At 63.6% G+C, this 16,596-nt stretch carries 12 protein-coding genes; 4 read left to right on the top strand and 8 right to left on the bottom strand.

All coding sequences use genetic code 11. The features are described from left to right. Positions 1-28: 28 nt before the first annotated feature. The 3 genes from GFD18_RS05510 to GFD18_RS05500 form a co-directional block, all read right to left on the bottom strand. On the bottom strand, positions 29-538 hold the full coding sequence (locus GFD18_RS05510; protein WP_163200431.1) for a hypothetical protein: 510 nt from the start codon (positions 536-538) through the stop codon (positions 29-31). Between the two features lie 247 nt (positions 539-785). Then, positions 786-2,810, bottom strand: a complete 2,025-nt coding sequence (locus GFD18_RS05505) for a Na+/H+ antiporter (RefSeq protein WP_163200432.1) — start codon at positions 2,808-2,810, stop codon at positions 786-788. 163 nt (positions 2,811-2,973) lie between these two features. Next, positions 2,974-4,152 carry an esterase/lipase family protein gene (locus GFD18_RS05500; RefSeq protein ID WP_225432912.1) on the bottom strand — a complete coding sequence of 393 codons (1,179 nt, stop codon included), beginning with the start codon at positions 4,150-4,152 and terminating at the stop codon, positions 2,974-2,976. Positions 4,153-4,418: 266 nt separating this feature from the next. On the opposite strand from GFD18_RS05500, the gene GFD18_RS05495 reads away from it, so the two are divergent. Together GFD18_RS05495 and GFD18_RS05490 are read left to right on the top strand one after the other, a co-directional pair. Further along, a complete protein-coding gene (locus GFD18_RS05495) occupies positions 4,419-5,246 on the top strand; it encodes an aldo/keto reductase (RefSeq protein ID WP_163200434.1) in 828 nt (275 codons plus the stop codon). Between the two features lie 130 nt (positions 5,247-5,376). Next, positions 5,377-5,847, top strand: coding sequence for a macro domain-containing protein (locus GFD18_RS05490; protein WP_163200435.1), 471 nt, complete (start codon positions 5,377-5,379; stop codon positions 5,845-5,847). Positions 5,848-5,869: 22 nt separating this feature from the next. Here GFD18_RS05490 and GFD18_RS05485 read toward each other — a convergent pair whose 3' ends face one another. Beyond that, positions 5,870-6,748 carry a carbon-nitrogen hydrolase family protein gene (locus tag GFD18_RS05485; RefSeq protein WP_163200472.1) on the bottom strand — a complete coding sequence of 293 codons (879 nt, stop codon included), beginning with the start codon at positions 6,746-6,748 and terminating at the stop codon, positions 5,870-5,872. A gap of 46 nt (positions 6,749-6,794) precedes the next feature. Here GFD18_RS05485 and GFD18_RS05480 point away from each other — a divergent pair, with 46 nt between their 5' ends. Both GFD18_RS05480 and GFD18_RS05475 read left to right on the top strand, forming a co-directional pair. Further along, a complete protein-coding gene (locus GFD18_RS05480) occupies positions 6,795-8,849 on the top strand; it encodes an SWIM zinc finger family protein (RefSeq protein WP_163200436.1) in 2,055 nt (684 codons plus the stop codon). Between the two features lie 94 nt (positions 8,850-8,943). Beyond that, positions 8,944-9,792: an aldo/keto reductase gene (locus GFD18_RS05475; protein WP_163200473.1), complete on the top strand. Its 849-nt coding sequence runs from the start codon at positions 8,944-8,946 to the stop codon at positions 9,790-9,792. An 87-nt stretch (positions 9,793-9,879) separates the two neighbouring features. Here GFD18_RS05475 and GFD18_RS05470 read toward each other — a convergent pair whose 3' ends face one another. From GFD18_RS05470 to GFD18_RS05455, 4 genes are all read right to left on the bottom strand, one after another. Next, a complete protein-coding gene (locus tag GFD18_RS05470) occupies positions 9,880-10,749 on the bottom strand; it encodes a hypothetical protein (protein ID WP_163200437.1) in 870 nt (289 codons plus the stop codon). Positions 10,750-10,840: 91 nt separating this feature from the next. Next, positions 10,841-14,266, bottom strand: a complete 3,426-nt coding sequence (locus tag GFD18_RS05465) for an ATP-binding protein (RefSeq protein WP_163200438.1) — start codon at positions 14,264-14,266, stop codon at positions 10,841-10,843. Next, entirely contained in the window at positions 14,263-15,048 is a 786-nt protein-coding gene (locus GFD18_RS05460) for a DUF4194 domain-containing protein (protein WP_404801613.1), read from the bottom strand. Before GFD18_RS05460 ends, GFD18_RS05465 begins: the two co-directional genes overlap by 4 nt. Positions 15,049-15,071: 23 nt before the next feature. Further along, the gene (locus GFD18_RS05455; RefSeq protein ID WP_191997331.1) at positions 15,072-16,589 is read right to left on the bottom strand and encodes a DUF3375 family protein; all 1,518 of its coding nucleotides are present in this window, start codon (positions 16,587-16,589) and stop codon (positions 15,072-15,074) included. Positions 16,590-16,596 lie beyond the last annotated feature (7 nt).

Raw genomic sequence — 16,596 nt, 5'->3', positions numbered from 1 at the left:
GCCGTTTACCCCGACCTCGCGACGGCCTTTACTCCTCGCTCCCCCGCTTCTTTGCGGCGACGACCTCCAGCTGGTCGAGGAAGTCGGTGAGGTAGTGGATGACGCGTCGGCCACCGGCGAGCACACGCTCGTCGACCGCCTGGTTGCGGCCCGCCTTGAGCTGCGTGACGATGCGATCGCCCTGCTCCTCGCGTTTGGCGCTGAACCGGCACAGTACCACGGCGTCCTGCGGGGGCTCCTCGCAGATGGAGATGGCGTAACGGGCCACGACCACGGGATCGTCGTCATGGGGAAGCTGCTGGTTGATGAGCATGGCCAGTGTCTCCAGCACGCGGCGCTGGCCTTCGGACGCCTTGACCTCATCATTGACGCGCACGCTCACGGCCACGCCGTTGAGCTCCTTGGACGGCTGGTCGGCGCAGATCACCGCCTCGAGGTTCATGTCGTCGATCTCGGCGTCGGCGTCGAACGCGTAATAGTAGCCGAGCGTGCTGAAACCGTCGGCGTCGGTGCTGGTCTTCGTTGCGTCATCGCTCATGATTCGGCTCCTTGTTTGGAAGAGAAACGTCTATGCACAGCATAGCGGATGATCGCCGTCCTGAAGATAAAAAGAAGCCTCCCTCTGACGAGGGAGGCGGAGGCCGAAAGGAACGATGGGGAACCCGAACGCCCGAAAGCATGCCGTGCCCGTCAGAGCACTGCGGTCCTGTAATTAAGGACTGCCTACGGCAGCGTTTTGCTGGCCAATCGGCTCGATAGAATCGCCGATTGGCACGCAGTGCTCGTCAGAGCACTGCGTCCGCTTGCATGAGGTAGACGTTTTGGCGCATCATCTTGGCCTGGCTGCGCGTGATCTCCTCCTCCTCGAGCATCTCGCGTATCGTCTCCATCTCCAGGCGATACGTCTGCGTGCGGATGTCCTCCACACCCTTGCGCGACGGCAGCGACGAAAGCGTGGGCAGCGACGAGGACTTCGCGTGCAGGGTGCTCAATGCGGCACGGTATTCGCCGATCAGACGGGCGATGATCTCCGCGTTGTCCACATCGGTGAGCACCTCGCTCTTCAGATGCTCGATGGTCGCCTCGAACAATTCGATCTGTATGCTGCGCATCATATCGGTCTTACGAGGGTCGAGACCGGGGGTCACACGCGCCAGCACGGCCCAGATGCGACGCAGCAGGATCATGGCCTGGCGACGCGGCTTTGCCTGACGAATCTGGATGTGGTGTCCGCCCGATCCGGTCAGGTGGTTGAGCGAACTGTTGAGACGGGTGATGAGCTGTTCGGCGGCCTCCTCCTTTTCGGGATGCGCCTCGAGCAGGTCGTTCAGCCACTCGCGTTCCCATTCGAGCGTCGAGACGCGGACCTTCTGCTCGCGTTTGATGGTCTCCTGGGGAACCGCGAGCTTCACGCGGTCGATGCGCTCCGTGTAGGAGTGCATGACGGCACGGACCTCCTCATGGGTCTCCGGGGTGTCGAGCTCGGCGATCTTCGTGAGCGTGCGACGCAGCATCTCCACGTTGTCCTTCGCATACTCCTCGCCCTTCACATCATCGTCTCGTGGTGCCAGCAGCGGCAGGATGATGTTCGCCAACACCAGCGACACCACGATGTATCCGGAGACGATGAACAGCAGGGCGCTGCGAAGCGGAATATGCGTGGCCTCGTCGATGCCGTTGGGCAGCGTGAACGCCAATGCCAGCGAAATCGTGCCCTTGGGTCCGCCGAACGTCATGACAAGGGCGCTGTGCACTCGCTCCTTCGTGAGCTTGCGACGCTTGCGGGTGACCTGGTCCTTCGTGACGCGCAGCATACCCAGCATCCACAGGAACCGGATGGCGAGGGACACCACGGTGAGCACTACAACGGCCAGTACGAGCATCCAGCTGCTCACCGACTCGTTCTGCCAGCTGGATCGCATGGCGATGGGCAGTTCGATGCCGAGCAGCACGAACACGGAGCCGTTCAGCGTGAACTCGATGAACTGCCATACGGAGTTCGACACCAGGTTGGTTCGGGCGATGTCGCTGCCGAAGCCGTATCGCTGGAAGGTGATGAGCAGGCCGGCGGCGACCACCGCCAGCACGCCGGAGACATGCAGGTGCTCGGCGCCCACATAGGCCGCGAACGGAATCAGCACCTCGATGCCGATGCGCAGGGTCATCGTCTCCATGCGGTATCGACGCAGCAGCAGCACGAGCTTGTTGAACACGAATCCGGCGACCACGCCCACGGCGACGCCGCCGAAGAAGCTCACCGTGATGCCCTGGGCGAACTGCGCGAGGGAGAACGTGCCCGTAAGCGCGGCGAGACAGGCGAACTGGAAGCCCACGATGCTGGCCGCGTCGTTGAACAGGCTTTCGCCGCGCAGCACGTTCAGCTGCCGTTCGGTCAGCTTCGCCTCCTTGCTCAGCGAGGCGACGGCCACGGCATCGGTGGGTCCGAGCGCCGCGCCGAGCGCCAGCGCCGCGGCAAGCGGCACCGCAGGCCACAGCACATGCAGCGTGATACCGGTGACGGCGAGCGAGAGCAGCACCAGTCCGATCGCCAAGGACAGCGACGGCCCGAGGTTCTTCGCCACCTCGCGGCGGGGGACGTTACGGGCCTCGAGGAACAGCAGCGGGGCGATGAACAGCACCATGAACAGTTCCGAATCCAGTTCCAGATTCGGCAGGAACGGCGTGAAGTACCAGACCACGCCCAAGACGATCTGCACGAGCGGCGTCGATACGCGGGGAATGAAGCTGCTCAGCGCCGACGACACCAGAACGGCGATGAGCACCTCGAGGACCAGTGTGAGTTGGGCCATACGGGAAGGACCTTTTCTTCTCTCTTATTGACAAAACCTATTTGAAATGCTAGCAGTCAAACGTTTTCATCGCGTTAAGGATTCGTCCATGGCTTATTCATTTTTCGCGGGAAAGCCATGCTCCCGAAGATCTCCGTCCGCGAGGGAAGGCATCGGCGAGTGGTCACAGTCCCGCCTTCTTGAGCTCGGCGACGATGCCCACATAGAACTCGCGCACATCGAATCCTTCGATGTTCTCGCGGTTGAGGTCGATCATGTCGGCATGCGAGATGCCACGTCTGCCATTCGGCTCCAGCCAGATGAACCGCTCCCCCCACGGGAACGACGGCTTGGATACCAGTCCGTCGTTTGGGCCGTCGAACCACTTGACCAGCGGATACGTGAAGTTCAGCGGGAATTTTCCGGTCGTCGCATGGGCGAGCCTCGAACCCACGCTCTGGCAACGTATGCCGGGGAACGGTTCGAGGCCGATCTGCCCGTTGATGCGGGCGCATCCCTCCTGCGTGAGGTCATGCACGGCGGCCATGAAGTCCGGGGCCTTGTCGCCCAGACGGGCCGCCGCGGTATTGTAGGCGACCTCGACCTTGCGCTGGGCGGAGACGGGGATATGCGACAGCAGGTAGTCGGCGAAGCCGCATCCCCGATGCGGCGTGTTGATGGTGGTCAATGACGCAACCCATCGGCCGGCGCCGCATCGCGCGATGGCGTAGCGCATGTCGAGCCCGCCCTTGGAATGGGCGATGACATTGACCTTCCCGCAGCCGGTCTGCTCCACGATCCGTCGTATGCGTTCGGTGAGTTCGGAGGCACTGTCCGCGACCGACGATGCCGACTGGTGCTCGCCGTAGAAGATCCGCGCGCCGTTGCGTTCCAGCTCGTCCGGTATCCGCCCCCAGTAATTCAATGCCTTGGTGTCGCGGAAGAACACGCCGTGCACCAGCAGGACCGGGTACCGGGTCTTGCAGATTCCGGCAGGCGCCCGGCGTCTATCGAACGCGTCCTTTTCCGATTCGAACCGCACCTCGCGCTCGACGGTGCGGATGATCAGCCGCAATGCGACCAGATTCACAATCGGTATCCATCCGCACAGGATGCCGATGACGCGAATCTTCAACCCCAGCTGCACGGAGGTGAGATAGACGGCGATGATGCCGATCCAGAAGACGATGGATTCCACCAGCGCGAACACCGCCAGCGCGGAAACCCAGGGCACCCATCGGGAGGGCAGGGCAAGGAACGCCGACACGACGAACGCGGCACCGCCGATAAGCACGGTCCACCAGAACACCTTCAGAAGAATCACACCGAACCGGCAGATCGCAATACGGCGCGAACCGGCCATCCCACCCGTTTTCCTTTTCATCCCGTTCACGCCTCCATTGCACCACGAACCATAAACTGAGGAGCCTTCGAGGGCCATGGCGCCGTTCATCGGCGCAACAATCACTGGACATCATGTCGTCTTGTTATTTTCCATGGAAATCCCCGACAATATCCAGACGCCGGACGCACAATTCCCATGAATACCCGCATACGCCGCATACAATGGGAATCGGGATTCATTCATGCGCCTACCTATGGCCCTGATTCATGGACAGCGAGGCACCCATGGCAATTCAATCCACCATCACCCTGAACAACGGCACGGTCATCCCCCAGGTCGGTCTGGGAGTGTTCCAGACGCCGGACGGCGACACCACGGTGAATGCGGTGCAGGCCGCGCTGGAGGCCGGATACCGGCATATCGACACGGCCATGATCTACCGCAACGAGACTTCGGTGGGCGAGGGCATCCGCCGCTCCGGCGTTCCGCGGGAGGACATCTTCCTCACCACGAAGCTGTGGAACGACGATATCCGCGCCCATCGCGCAAAGGACGCGTTCCAGGAGAGCCTCGACCGGCTTGGACTGGACTACGTCGACCTGTATCTCATCCACTGGCCGGCGGACGGCTGGCAGCAGGCGTGGGACGACATGCAGGAGATCTACGCATCCGGCCGAGCGAAGGCCATCGGCGTGAGCAACTTCCACGAGCATCATCTCAACGACCTGCTGGCGAACAGCGACGTGACGCCGGCGGCCGACCAGATCGAGTCCTCGCCGCAGTTCCCCAACCAGCCACTCATCGACGCGGTGCAGGCGAAGGGCATCGTCGCAGAGGCATGGAGCCCGCTCGGCGGCACGGGAGGCAGCCTGCTCGGCGACCCCGCATTGGCCGAGATCGGAGCGAAATACGGCAAGTCACCGGCACAGGTGGTGATCCGCTGGCATATTCAGCGCGGCGTGGTCGTACTGCCGAAGTCCACGCATGCCGAACGCATCAGGCAGAACCTCGAGGTGTTCGATTTCACGCTCACCGACGACGACATGGCCGCCGTCAGCGCATTGAACACCGGCAAGCGCAACGGTTCCGATCCGGACGACTTCGCTTTCTGATTCAAATCACAGGCCCCGTTCAGGGGCCTGTTCGCTATCCACCGTCCATTCCGTCATTCATTTCGTCTTCCCATCGCCAACCCATCAGCTTTTTCGAACATGCCGATGCAATGATTGCAAAGGAGCGGTTATGTCGTTCGCCACGGTCCATCAGGACATCACCACCATGCAGGTCGATGCCATCGTCAATGCGGCCAATACCCGGCTGCGTATGGGAGGAGGGGTCTGCGGCGCGATCTTCCACGCGGCGGGGGCGGAAAAGCTCCAACGGGCCTGCGATCGCCTCTCCCCCATCGCCACCGGCCAGGCCATCGCCACCACCGGCTTCGATCTGCCGTCGCATTACGTCATCCATACGGCGGGTCCCATCTGGCATGGCGGCGATCATGACGAGGAACGCCTGCTGCGCGACTGCTATCGAAATTCGCTGAAGCTTGCGGACAAGCTGCATTGCGCAAGCATCGCCTTCCCGCTGATCTCCAGCGGCATCTACGGGTATCCGAAGGACCAGGCCCGCAACGTCGCCGAGGATGAGATCCGCTCCTATCTTGCCGAGACGCCGTCGACGGACATTAGCGTGTATCTGGTGCTGTTCGGCTGATGCGCCCGGTCGGTGCCGGCATCTAACGCAGCGTCGGGTCTCCGAAACGACGGTTGGCCAATACGGGCAGACTCTGCCGGACCGAGGCCAGCACGCCTTTGTCCAGTTTTGCCGTGATCATGCCCGGCTGCGCGCCGGCGTTTGCGAGCACCTCGCCCAACGGGTCGACGACTCGGCTCAGACCGATGTTCTGCCCGCTCACCTCACTGCACGCCAATACATAGCAGGTGTTCTCCACCGCGCGGGCGGCGGCCATCAACGCCCAATGCCTCTCCTTCAACGCTCCGCGCACCCATGCCGCGCTGACCACGATGGCGTCCGCGCCGCGCACCGCCAGCGAACGCGCGGTTTCGGGAAAACGTACGTCGTAGCAGGTCATGACGCCGATCTTCCAGCCGTCGACGTCGACGACTGGCGGCAATGCGTCGCCGGGCAGCACGGTGTCGGATTCCTTTTCGGCGAATGCATCGTACAGGTGAAGTTTGCGGTAGGTGGCGATGATGTCGCCGTTCCGGACGACGAGGAACGTGTTGGCGACTCGGGAATCATCCCCCGTTCCGTGTGTCCGGCCTGCGGTCGCCTCATCAGGTTCAACGACGGTGCCTGAAGCGTTTCCGGCCGACGGACGTTCATGCACGGTGCCCATGAGCGTGACGCCGGTCTCCCGACTGATACGGCGCAGCCCCGTTACGAACGGCCCGTCCAACGGCTGCGCGCGATTGGCCACGAACGCTCCATCGCCGCCGTTGCGTGCGATGAGCCCTTCGGGCAGGGCCAGCAGCCGCGCTCCTTCGTCGGCCGCCTGCCGCGCATAGCCGCGTATCGCGACCAAGTTGGCGTCCGGTTCCGGCCCCACGGTGAACTGCGCCACCGCCACCGTCAGCACGTCGGTGTCTCTCATGTCACTCATGGCCCCCATGATACGGTTCCGTGATTACACTCGAATCATGACAGTTCCATCGAAGCCGCTGCTGTATGAATTCGAGACCATGTTCGACGATGCGCCGCACATCCTCGAACGCGCCCTCGGCTATTGGGAGGATGACCATGTGGGCCCGGTGGAGGAGATCGCCCCAGCGCTGTTCCATGCACATGTGGCCGGCAGCGAGGAGACGCCCTACGACGTGGACATCCGCCTTGATGGCGGAGGCACCGGGAACGATACGTCTCATCCGTGCGAACGGCATGTGATGTCCGCCGCATGCACATGCCTCTATCATCGGACCCCGTACTGCAAGCACGTGGGCGCCGTATTGTACGCGCTTCGCGCACGGCTGGAAGGCGACGGACGCCGCCCCACGACGCCGGATGACGAGATCGCCGACCGCAACCGCAAAACCACTGTGCCGAAATACATCCTCGACGGCATATGCCGTCGCATCGACGAACGTGTGCGGCAGTCGGATGGCCGTGATGTTCTGTTCTTCTGGTCCACCGAGTGCCTGCGACAGGCCGAGCGACTTCGCTCCGGAGCGGAGGAGCCGCTTATTCCCGCCAAGGAGGCCGGACGCATGATTCTTGGTCCCATGGACGAGTATCATCGCCGCCATAATCTCAGCGACCACGATCATGGCCCCGGCGGTCTTGGCGAAGGCACGGAGCCGCCGTCATGGCCCGCATCCGGCGAGACGCATCGACAAGGCGCGTATGACGGGGCGCTTTCCGGTCTGCGTACGGTGGTCGATAATGCCCTGCATTCCACGGACTACGACGATGCCTGTCTCAACCTTGCCCTATGCATGCAGGCGCTGGCCGCGTTCACGAATTCCGTGGACGACGATTATCACGAGCTGTCCAATGAGAACGACCAGCTCGCCGATCGGATTCGCTGCTATATGGAGAACGTGGCCGCATACGCGGATTCCGCGACGGCGGGCATCGCGCTCGGGCACATTGCGAAGGTCGCGTATGAGCCGGAGATACAGTTCTACGATCCGGCGAACGCGGCGATGCTGTTGGCGAGCGCCTGCGCGTTCGCCCGATACGAGGACAGGACGATGTGGGCTTATGACGTGATTGATACGGCCCTTGAACGCTTCGGCCCATCGCATGACGACGAACTGTCGCATGACATGCTCGTCGCTCCTCGACATGTGTTGTACCGGTATGTGCTGATGGTGGCCTATGATCTGCGTCGGTTGGCCGGCGACGAGGAAGGGTGTCGGGAACTGTGGGGCACGCGTCCTTCGTCTGGTCCCTTGCTGCTGATGCATGCCGTCGTCCTGATACGGCAGCGACGGTTCCGGGAGGCGTATCGTCTTGTGTCCGGGCATCTTGACCAATGCATGGACCAGATTGATGCCGACAGGCAGATCGTGCACAACGGTCTTCTGCAGGGATTGCTGCCGCATGGCTGGCATTCGCTGCTGGAATGCTGCGCGGAGGGTATGGACGATGCGGACGCGCTTGCCGTCGTCTACCGGTTCGTCATCGTCAATGGCAACGACAGGGCGGATGCGACGTATGTGGGCAGATTACGGCGCCTGATTCGACTGGGTGGGGCAGACGACGAGCAGTGGAGCGAGGCAGCACGGTCTTTGGCTCGTGAATGTGCGAGGAACATCGCGGAGCGCATTCGCACGCAGCCCGAAATACCGTGGGACGCCATCGGACCGGAGCGGCGCAGCAGCTGGCGCAACCCGGCGTATGAGCGGCTCATCGTGGATGAGCGGTTGTCCGATGCGGCGCTCACCTATTGCGTGACCATCGACTATCCTCCGCTGCCTTTGCTGAAGACCATGGCGATCGATCATCCTCAGGAGGCCCGTCAGGTGATCTATGACGCGTTGCCCACAGGCGCGCTGGATGCGAATGTGGTCGTTCCGGGCACGGGACGTCGTGGCATGGACGCGCATCGCACCAAGTACCGTCAGGTGGCGAAGCAGCTGCGGCGCTACCGCGAGGTATTCGGGGAGGAGGAGATGCGGGGGCTCGCCCGCCGCATCGTCGAACAGTATCCGAACCGGAAGGCGTTGCGTGACGAACTGTCCTTCGCGCTGTAGCGAATCCGACGATTCGCTGAGGGCCGACGCCGATGGTCGCAGAGTAGAGTTGGGCTTGAGAACCGAAACCATTGCAAAGGAGCCTGCCATGGCATTGCTTGAACCTCCCGAGATTCCGACCCGCAAGGCGCATGACGGCCTGGAACTTCCGGCCATCGGATTCGGCACCTATAAGGTGAACGGGTTCGCCGGGGTCGCGGCCGTCGCGTCGGCGCTTGAGGTCGGATACCGTCTGATCGATTCCGCGTTCAATTATGAGAACGAGGGTGTGGTGGGCAAGGCCATCCGCGAATCCGAGGTGCCGAGGGAGGACATCATCGTCACCTCGAAGCTTCCCGGACGTCATCATCAGTACGATCAGGCGCGCACCACCATAGAGGAGTCGGTGGCCCGCATGGGGCTTGACTACATCGACCTGTATCTCATCCATTGGCCGAACCCGTCGCAGGGCCAGTTCGTGGAGGCGTGGCAGGCGCTTGTCGACGCGCAGGAGCAGGGCATCGTGAAGCATATCGGCGTGAGCAATTTCCTGCCCGGCCATATCGACCTGCTCATCCGCGCGACCGGCGTGACACCGGCGGTCAACCAGGTCGAGCTTCATCCGTTCTTCCAGCAGAACGAGCAGCGCGCATATGACGAGGCGCACGGCATCATCACCGAGGCGTGGAGCCCGTTGGGCCGCGCCAACCAGATGCTCAAGGACCCGACAATCGTCCGCATTGCACGCAAGCATGACGTCTCCCCCGTCGCCGCGATTCTGCGCTGGCATCTGCAGCTCGGAGACGTGGCCATCCCGAAGTCGATGGACCGCGGTCGTCAGCGCGCCAATCTCGATCTCACCGGTTTCGAACTCGACGAACAGGATATGCGCGACATCGCCGCCATGGACAACCCCGAGGGCCGTACGTTCGAGCAGGATCCCCACTGGCACGAAGAGGACTAGCTTTTCGCCAGTAGGCAGCGTGTTATGCCCGTTGCCGCCGATTGGATTCGACCGGTGGCAACGGGCTTGTTCTTTACCCTTTACGGCTCACCATTGGCGGCTCATCATCAGCTGCCAGACCCGGTCCCCCTCATGCAGGCTGCGCGGCGTCATCGGCCGCAGAGTAGGGTCTTCGAGCAGGTTCCGGGCACGTTCCACGTCACCGTGGAGCACCTCGTATTCGGCCAGTTGGATCTGCCATCCGACCCGGCCGTGGTGGCTGGGCTCCTCCTCCATGCGATGCGCGATGTAGTCGGCGTCGGCGTGGGTCCACGAGGATGCCGGACGGAACCAGACGCCCATGTCATGGAGCAGCCCCTCGAGCATCATCCGCTCGACGGAGCCCGGACGCCGGCGGGAGACGATGCCTCGCAGCTGCTCCACCGCGGCATCGCGCCGGCGGTAGTCGCCCATCATGTGGCATGCGATCGCGCCGATGTTGAGCATCATGATCCGCAGGTTGCCGTCGCCCGAAACATGCAGGGCCCCCAGACGGTCCACGGCCCTGCGCGGCTCGTCGTCGAGATAGTCGCATCGCGCGTATTCCACGGCGAGACGGTCGGCGGAGAGATTGAGCCTGTCGTGCCGTGCATACCGGTCAAGCACCGCACGGTATTTGTCCACGTCGCAATCCTGAACGACGATGGGCGCCAGGGCGGCGAACGCACGGGCGAGGCATCGACGGCATGAGACGGTGACGAGCCAGGTCACGATGACGAACATGACGATCGTCAGGTAGAACAGGCCCGCCGACTCCATCGACGCCATCAGCATGTAATACACGACCGCGACCATCAGCAGTATCGCGATGTGTCCGGCCCGGATCCTCCGTGTGCGTGCGGCATAGACGCCCCACACCCGGTCGGCGTCCATGCCATACCATTCCGAACGGGAGCCATCGTCGCGCATCGTCGGCATGTCTTCATCCTCGCTTTCCGTGTCATCCGCCGACATCATCGGCAGACATGTGTCGTGTTGTATGCGGCCGCGTCTGCGGCGGCCGCGATCGTCATTCGGCGTCGGCCGCCGTCAGGGTCGCCTCCTGCAGATAGGAACGGCCGGTCCCCGGATCCCTGTAGGCGACATAGGCCTTCGTGGCGATCTCGAGAATCTCCGCGGTCTTGCTTTCCGGCGCCGACACGATGACCTGGAATCCGAGGCGCGGCAGCACCGAAAGCGCTCGCTGCGTATAACGGCCGTCGGCCTTGATGAGAGCCTCGTCGAGAAACAGCGTGGTGTAGGTGGGGCGTCCGGAAACGTCGCCTCCCAGCAGGTAGATGAGTGCGGCGCCGTAGACGAACGAAGTAAGCTCCTGCAGGGCGCCGCCGGATTTGCCGCCGGTCGAGGTGATTCGCTCGTCGGGGATGTCCGCATGCCTCACTGTCGCATAGAACGAGGATCGGCAACGCGGGTCGAGGTTGCGGGCGCCGTAGTTCTTGATGCCGTTGGCATCGCGGACCTGTTCGAGCTCGCGGCGGAGCGCTTCGACCAATCCGGTGCATGAGGCGAACGTCTTCCTGGCGACGGCCATGCGGTCCGACGAGCGCTCCGCCTCCGCATGCCATTCGCCGAGCGCGGCGATGGTGCGCTTCAGACGGGCGGTGAACGAGCGTTCGGGGCGTCTCACATCGGCGCCGATGGACAGGCTGCCGTGTCGCGGGCCGAACTTCTGTCCGCGCAGCATGGCGTTGATGCGGTCCAGCTGGTCGGCGATGTCGTTCGCGTCGGTGTCGAGTGCACGGTTGATCTGCGTGAAGTTCATGAGCAGCTTGTCGAGGCTGTTGGCGTACTCCTCCTCGGTGGCGGCGGAGGCCGTCAGCCGTTCGAGGTCGGTCAGTTCGTCCAGATAGTACTTGTAGTCCTCCACGCTCGCGGTCAGGGAGCCGTCGTCCCCCGCATACAGGTCGAGATACGTGGCCATGCGGGTCTCCGTTTCGGTCCGTCGCGTTCCGGCGGTTTCGGCGAGTGCGGCGATTCTTTTCCTGACGGCCTCGCTTACCCGCTCCACCACATGCCGTTCGAATGCGTCGCCGCGCGTGGCGGAACCGGCCCCGACGATGATGTGGGGGCGGTCGGCGCGGTTCACCACGCCGGCGAAGTTGTCCTCGTATGCCGAGTCCAGCAGTTCAACGACCGGTTCGGGCAGTTGCGGTCCGTCATGCCCCTCATGGTCTGGGTCGTCATGCGTTTCGAGCCATCGGCGGATGGCCGCCGTGGCACGCTGCAGCGACTCGTATCGGGTCTTCGCCTGGTAGAGTTTCTGGTTCTCCTGCGCCAGTTCGGCTTCAATCTCGTCGCGCATGGCGGCGAGCCCGTCGGGCTCCTGGTCGTCGCGTCGGGCGGCCACATCCTTCAGCTCGTCGATGCGGCGCCTGATGCCGTCGGCATCGACCTTTTCCCATGGCGTGTAGTCGAGTTGTTCGGCAAGGCCGTGTTCCTTGTGCAGTCTGTCGATGCGTCGTTTCTGTTCGGCATAGGCCGCGTCCGCCTGTTGGAGGCGTGCCTTGGCGTCGTTCACCGATTGGGCGAGCCGTTCCAGATACGAGTCGTCGGCGAATCCGATGACGGGATGAAGCCCCTTGGTGCCGTGGTAGCCGCGGTCGCCGGATTTCATCTGCCCGTCCGTCTGCACCTGACGGTCCCCGTCGCCATCGTCGATGACGTCGACGCATCGGGCGTCGAACCGTTCGGAGCCCGTCTGCTCCTTGAGCCAGCCGACGAACGGGGAGTCCTCCCGATATCGGAGCTTGTCCGACATCCACCCGGCATTGGAGCCGGTGTCGTATTCACGGGAGGTGTCGACGAACCGCCATGTGCGTCGGATCATCGTCGTCGGGTCTATGGCGCTGACCTTTTCGGCGAATCCCCGCTCATGGCGCTTGTCGACGAGGATGGTCTGCGCGATGGGGGCGTATGCGACGTTCATGGCGGCTCGCCAGCGTTCGCAATCCTCGCGCACGTCCATGAGTTCGGCGACGTATGGCAGTTCGTCCACGCCCAGGCCCGTGGCACGGGCAAGCAGGGCCCTCGCGTCGTCCATGGCCTGGGTGATGCGTGTCCTGCGCCTGCTCTGGCGTTCATGGTCCTTGCGCAGGCGAGCGAGGTCGGTGGCGGCTTCGGAACGGTCGCCGACCGCCTCGTCGCGAAGGCGTTCGCATTCGGCGAGTTCGTCTTCGTACGTCTGTTCGAAGGCGAGCGCGGTCCGTCGTCGGGCGTCCCATGCCGAGGAGTCTGCGGGCATGGTCTCATCGAGTCCGCGGAACTGCGTTTCCATGCGTTCCCGCTGCCGTCGCGCGTCGTCGAGGTCGCGCCCGGCCTGGTCGAGTTCCGTTTCCAGGCGGATTCGTCCGCCACCATCGACTCCCTGCATTCGAGCGCTGATATCGACGATGCGATGCTGCAGTGAATCCGCATGCCGTTGCAGTCGTTCCGTTTCGCGTCGCTGCAGTTCGGCCTCATGCTCGTCGTCCGGCAGCTGCGCGGCCACCTCTTCCGTCAGCCGTCCGATGACCCAGTGTTCCAGGGTTCTGCGTCCGCTCTCGCCTGTGGGATCGACCGGTTCGAAGGCGCGGGACCGCCGCAGCACGTTCGCGTATTCGCCGTAGGCCTGCTGGATGCCGCGCAGACGGGCCACCCTCCTGGCCTTCTCCTCCATGCTGCGGAAGTTTTCGTCGTATCGGTCGTAGTCCTCCACGGTGCTGCGTGCCAGACCCAACGCCTCCGGCACGCCGAGGACGCCCTGCTTGAAGATGTCGTCGAGCCTTGACGGCGCATCGGCCGACTGGATCTTGTACAGCAGGCGGCATGCGGATTCGCTCAGTCCCAGTGTGCGCCAGATGTGCGCGTGGAAGGCGTCGGCGTTCGAGAACTGCAGGCATCCGGGGTATGTGGATTTCAACGCGGTTGGCGTGAACGGTGCGTCGCGGAACGCATCCATCATCCTCGGGTCCATCTTGCGGTCCCATACGACGTACTGCCGTCGTACGTCCCCCCTGCCGTCGCCCGGGGAGAGGTAGAGGAACTTCGCGCAGGAGAGGATCTCTCCCCCTGTGCGGTTCTCATAGGTGTCGACGATGGCGCCCCAGACCGACTGGGGCATGCCGTCGTCGTCGCGGCCCCGCAGGTAGATGGGCACGTCGCCCGTGCCGTCGTTGCTCATGCCGAGCATGCCGCGCAGGTACGTGTAGTCGTTGCGTTCGGAACGGCCGGCGTTCGAGGCCTTGTTGTATGGCGTTCCCGTGGGGTACAGCAGCGATATCTGTGCGTCGACGAGCGTGGATTTGCCTGATTCGCTGGCTCCGGCGAGCAACGTCACCGGTTCCCCCGAGTCGGTCGATGGCCTGAACTCATGGTATCCGTCGTATGAGCCCCAGTTGACGAGCTGCCGGCTTGTCAGCATCCATCGGTCGGCGATGATCGCCATCTCGTCCTTCATCGTCCCTCCTCGATATCCGCGGAACCGTCTTCGACGATGGCTCCGACGTCCATGGCGTCGTCGTGCATGGCGGCGCTTTCGTCCGCATCCGGCGCGGAGTCGTGCTCCGACGTCTCGTCCTGCGTCTCGACGTCCGCGCCCAGCCATGTCTCGGCGAGGCGCCGGTCCAGCACCACGGGCACCAGTGGAGTGATCGTGTACATGCGTTCATCGTCGTCGTTCCTGGACAGGTACCCGTAGGTGGTCAGGGCCGAAACCGTGGCGGCTATCTTCTTCAGCACGCCCTCCTCGTCGTTGCGCGAGGCCAGGTAGCCGGCCCCGGTGGTCAGCGCGTTGCGGATCTCCTCGAAGCCGACGATCCATCCGTCCGGCTCCGTGCGGGTGTTCTCGTATTCGAGCACGCGTATGCGCAGGTATGCGAGTGTGGCGGCCTCCTCGCGGGTGAGGCTGGCACGGGTCTTGAGTGCGCGCATGGACACGTCGGATTCGCTCACCGGAGTGGCGTACATGATGTGGTAATGCCGGTTCACGACGAGCTCGAGCATGTCGTTGTTCAGCGAGCGCACGACATCCTCGCGGTTGTCGAGCACCAGGTCGTAGAGGTCGCCGGTGATATAGCGGTCGCGTTTGAGCGCGATGGCCGCGATACGCGCGTCGGCGCACATGTCGCCGGTGTCTCCTTCGAACAATGCATGGGGGTTCATCGTCGCCATGAACTCATCGGACTTGGCATCGCCGGCCGTGGCATCGTCCGCAGGGACATCCTTGGGGGCGCCGCCCATGTCGTTTCCGTTCCGTGCCATGTTCATCCTTCCTCCACGATGTCGTCCAGGGTCTTCATGTCGGCCAGCAGCGGCCGCGTATGCCATTGCCGCTCCCCGCCGGACAGCGATATGCAGTGCCATGTCACCCGGGGGCCGGTACTGGTCTGCAGGCCTCCGAGGAATCCCACGAGCTCGCTTTCCCTTCGCTCGTCGGCCGGCAGGAGGTTGAAGCTTGCCGCCATGTCCACGTATTCGCCCCGCATGACCGGGTTTCGGCAGATGAGCTCCACCATGCGGCGGAGCCGTGGGCCGCCGACCTCGACCATGGCCTGCAGATCGGGGGCTTCGATATGCTGCGGCATGGTGTCGGAGGAGTCGTCGAGGCCGGGCGGCGACGTATAGGTCAATGGCCGTGCCGGCCGCAATGGGAGACGTCCCAGGCGGACCGTGGCGACGTTGGTGTCATAGGGCTGGTTCGTGTCGTCGGGGCGGGCCTTCGCCTCGGCGTTGAGCTTGGCGAAGAGGCGGTTCAAGGTGCCGAGCATGGTGCGGTATCTCGTATCGGTCTGTTGGCGCACCAGCCTGCTGACGGCTTCGTCCGAAAGCCTCATCTGACGTCTCACGTCCTCGATGCCGTCGTAGATGAGGGAGAGTTCGGCCTTGATCTGGTTGAGCAGCACGGCGGAGTCGCCGGCCAGATACGGGGTCCGCGCGATGTCTCGTATGGCGTCGTCGATCTGGTGGCGTCCCTCTTCGGTCACGATGACCTGGAATGCATCGGCGAACCGGCGGCCGCTGTCCGATTCACGGAACGACTTGCGGTAGTCGTCGTGATACAGGGAGAGTATGTCTTCGACCGACATGGCGCCGGCCTGCATGCGCCGGCGCAGGGCGTCGCCGTTGTCCCGTTCGGACAGCGCCAGTTCCTTGAGGTCGACGGGTACGCCGCGCAGCGTGTTGTGCAGCACGCCGATGATGTCCGCCACCTGGTCCTGCGAAAGGGTCTCATCGGATCCGCCGTGCTCGATCTGCTCGATTTCCCTTCGGCGTTCCTCTATCTCCGCGTTGAGCAGCTCGACTCGTTTCTTCGGATCGGCGGTCAGCCGCATGCGGGCATGCTCGACCTCCATGATGATGGAGTTCGCCTGGGCCCCGGAAAGCACCTGGGTGTCGTCCTCCAGGCGGGAGAGCGCGTCGATGGCCCGGTGCGCCCTGGCCGTGAGCCTGTACAGGAACCGGTGCGAGACGATGTCGAGCGAGTTCGCCAGCCAGGCGTAGTCGCCGTCGCCTTCACGGGTGAGCTCGACGAGTATCTGATGGGCGGCGTCGGAAAGCGTCTGGTCGTCCCTCAGCGTGTATTCGCCGGTTTCGATGAGCCCCGACAGCCCCTGTGCGAAGCGGTCTTCGAGGATCTCACGAGGCAGCTCACCGGTGAGCGGTTCGAACGCCGCGCGGAGCAGCGCCACGTACATCATGGAGTGCTGGCGCAGAAGCAGACGCAGCACCCCGGTCTCATAGACCGGCCTGAGCCTTTCCATCTCCTGACGGACGTCGGCCAAATTCAAC

This window comes from Bifidobacterium saimiriisciurei (genome assembly GCF_010667655.1).
Taxonomy (GTDB): domain Bacteria; phylum Actinomycetota; class Actinomycetes; order Actinomycetales; family Bifidobacteriaceae; genus Galliscardovia; species Galliscardovia saimiriisciurei.
This window is presented reverse-complemented; position numbering and strand designations above follow the sequence as displayed.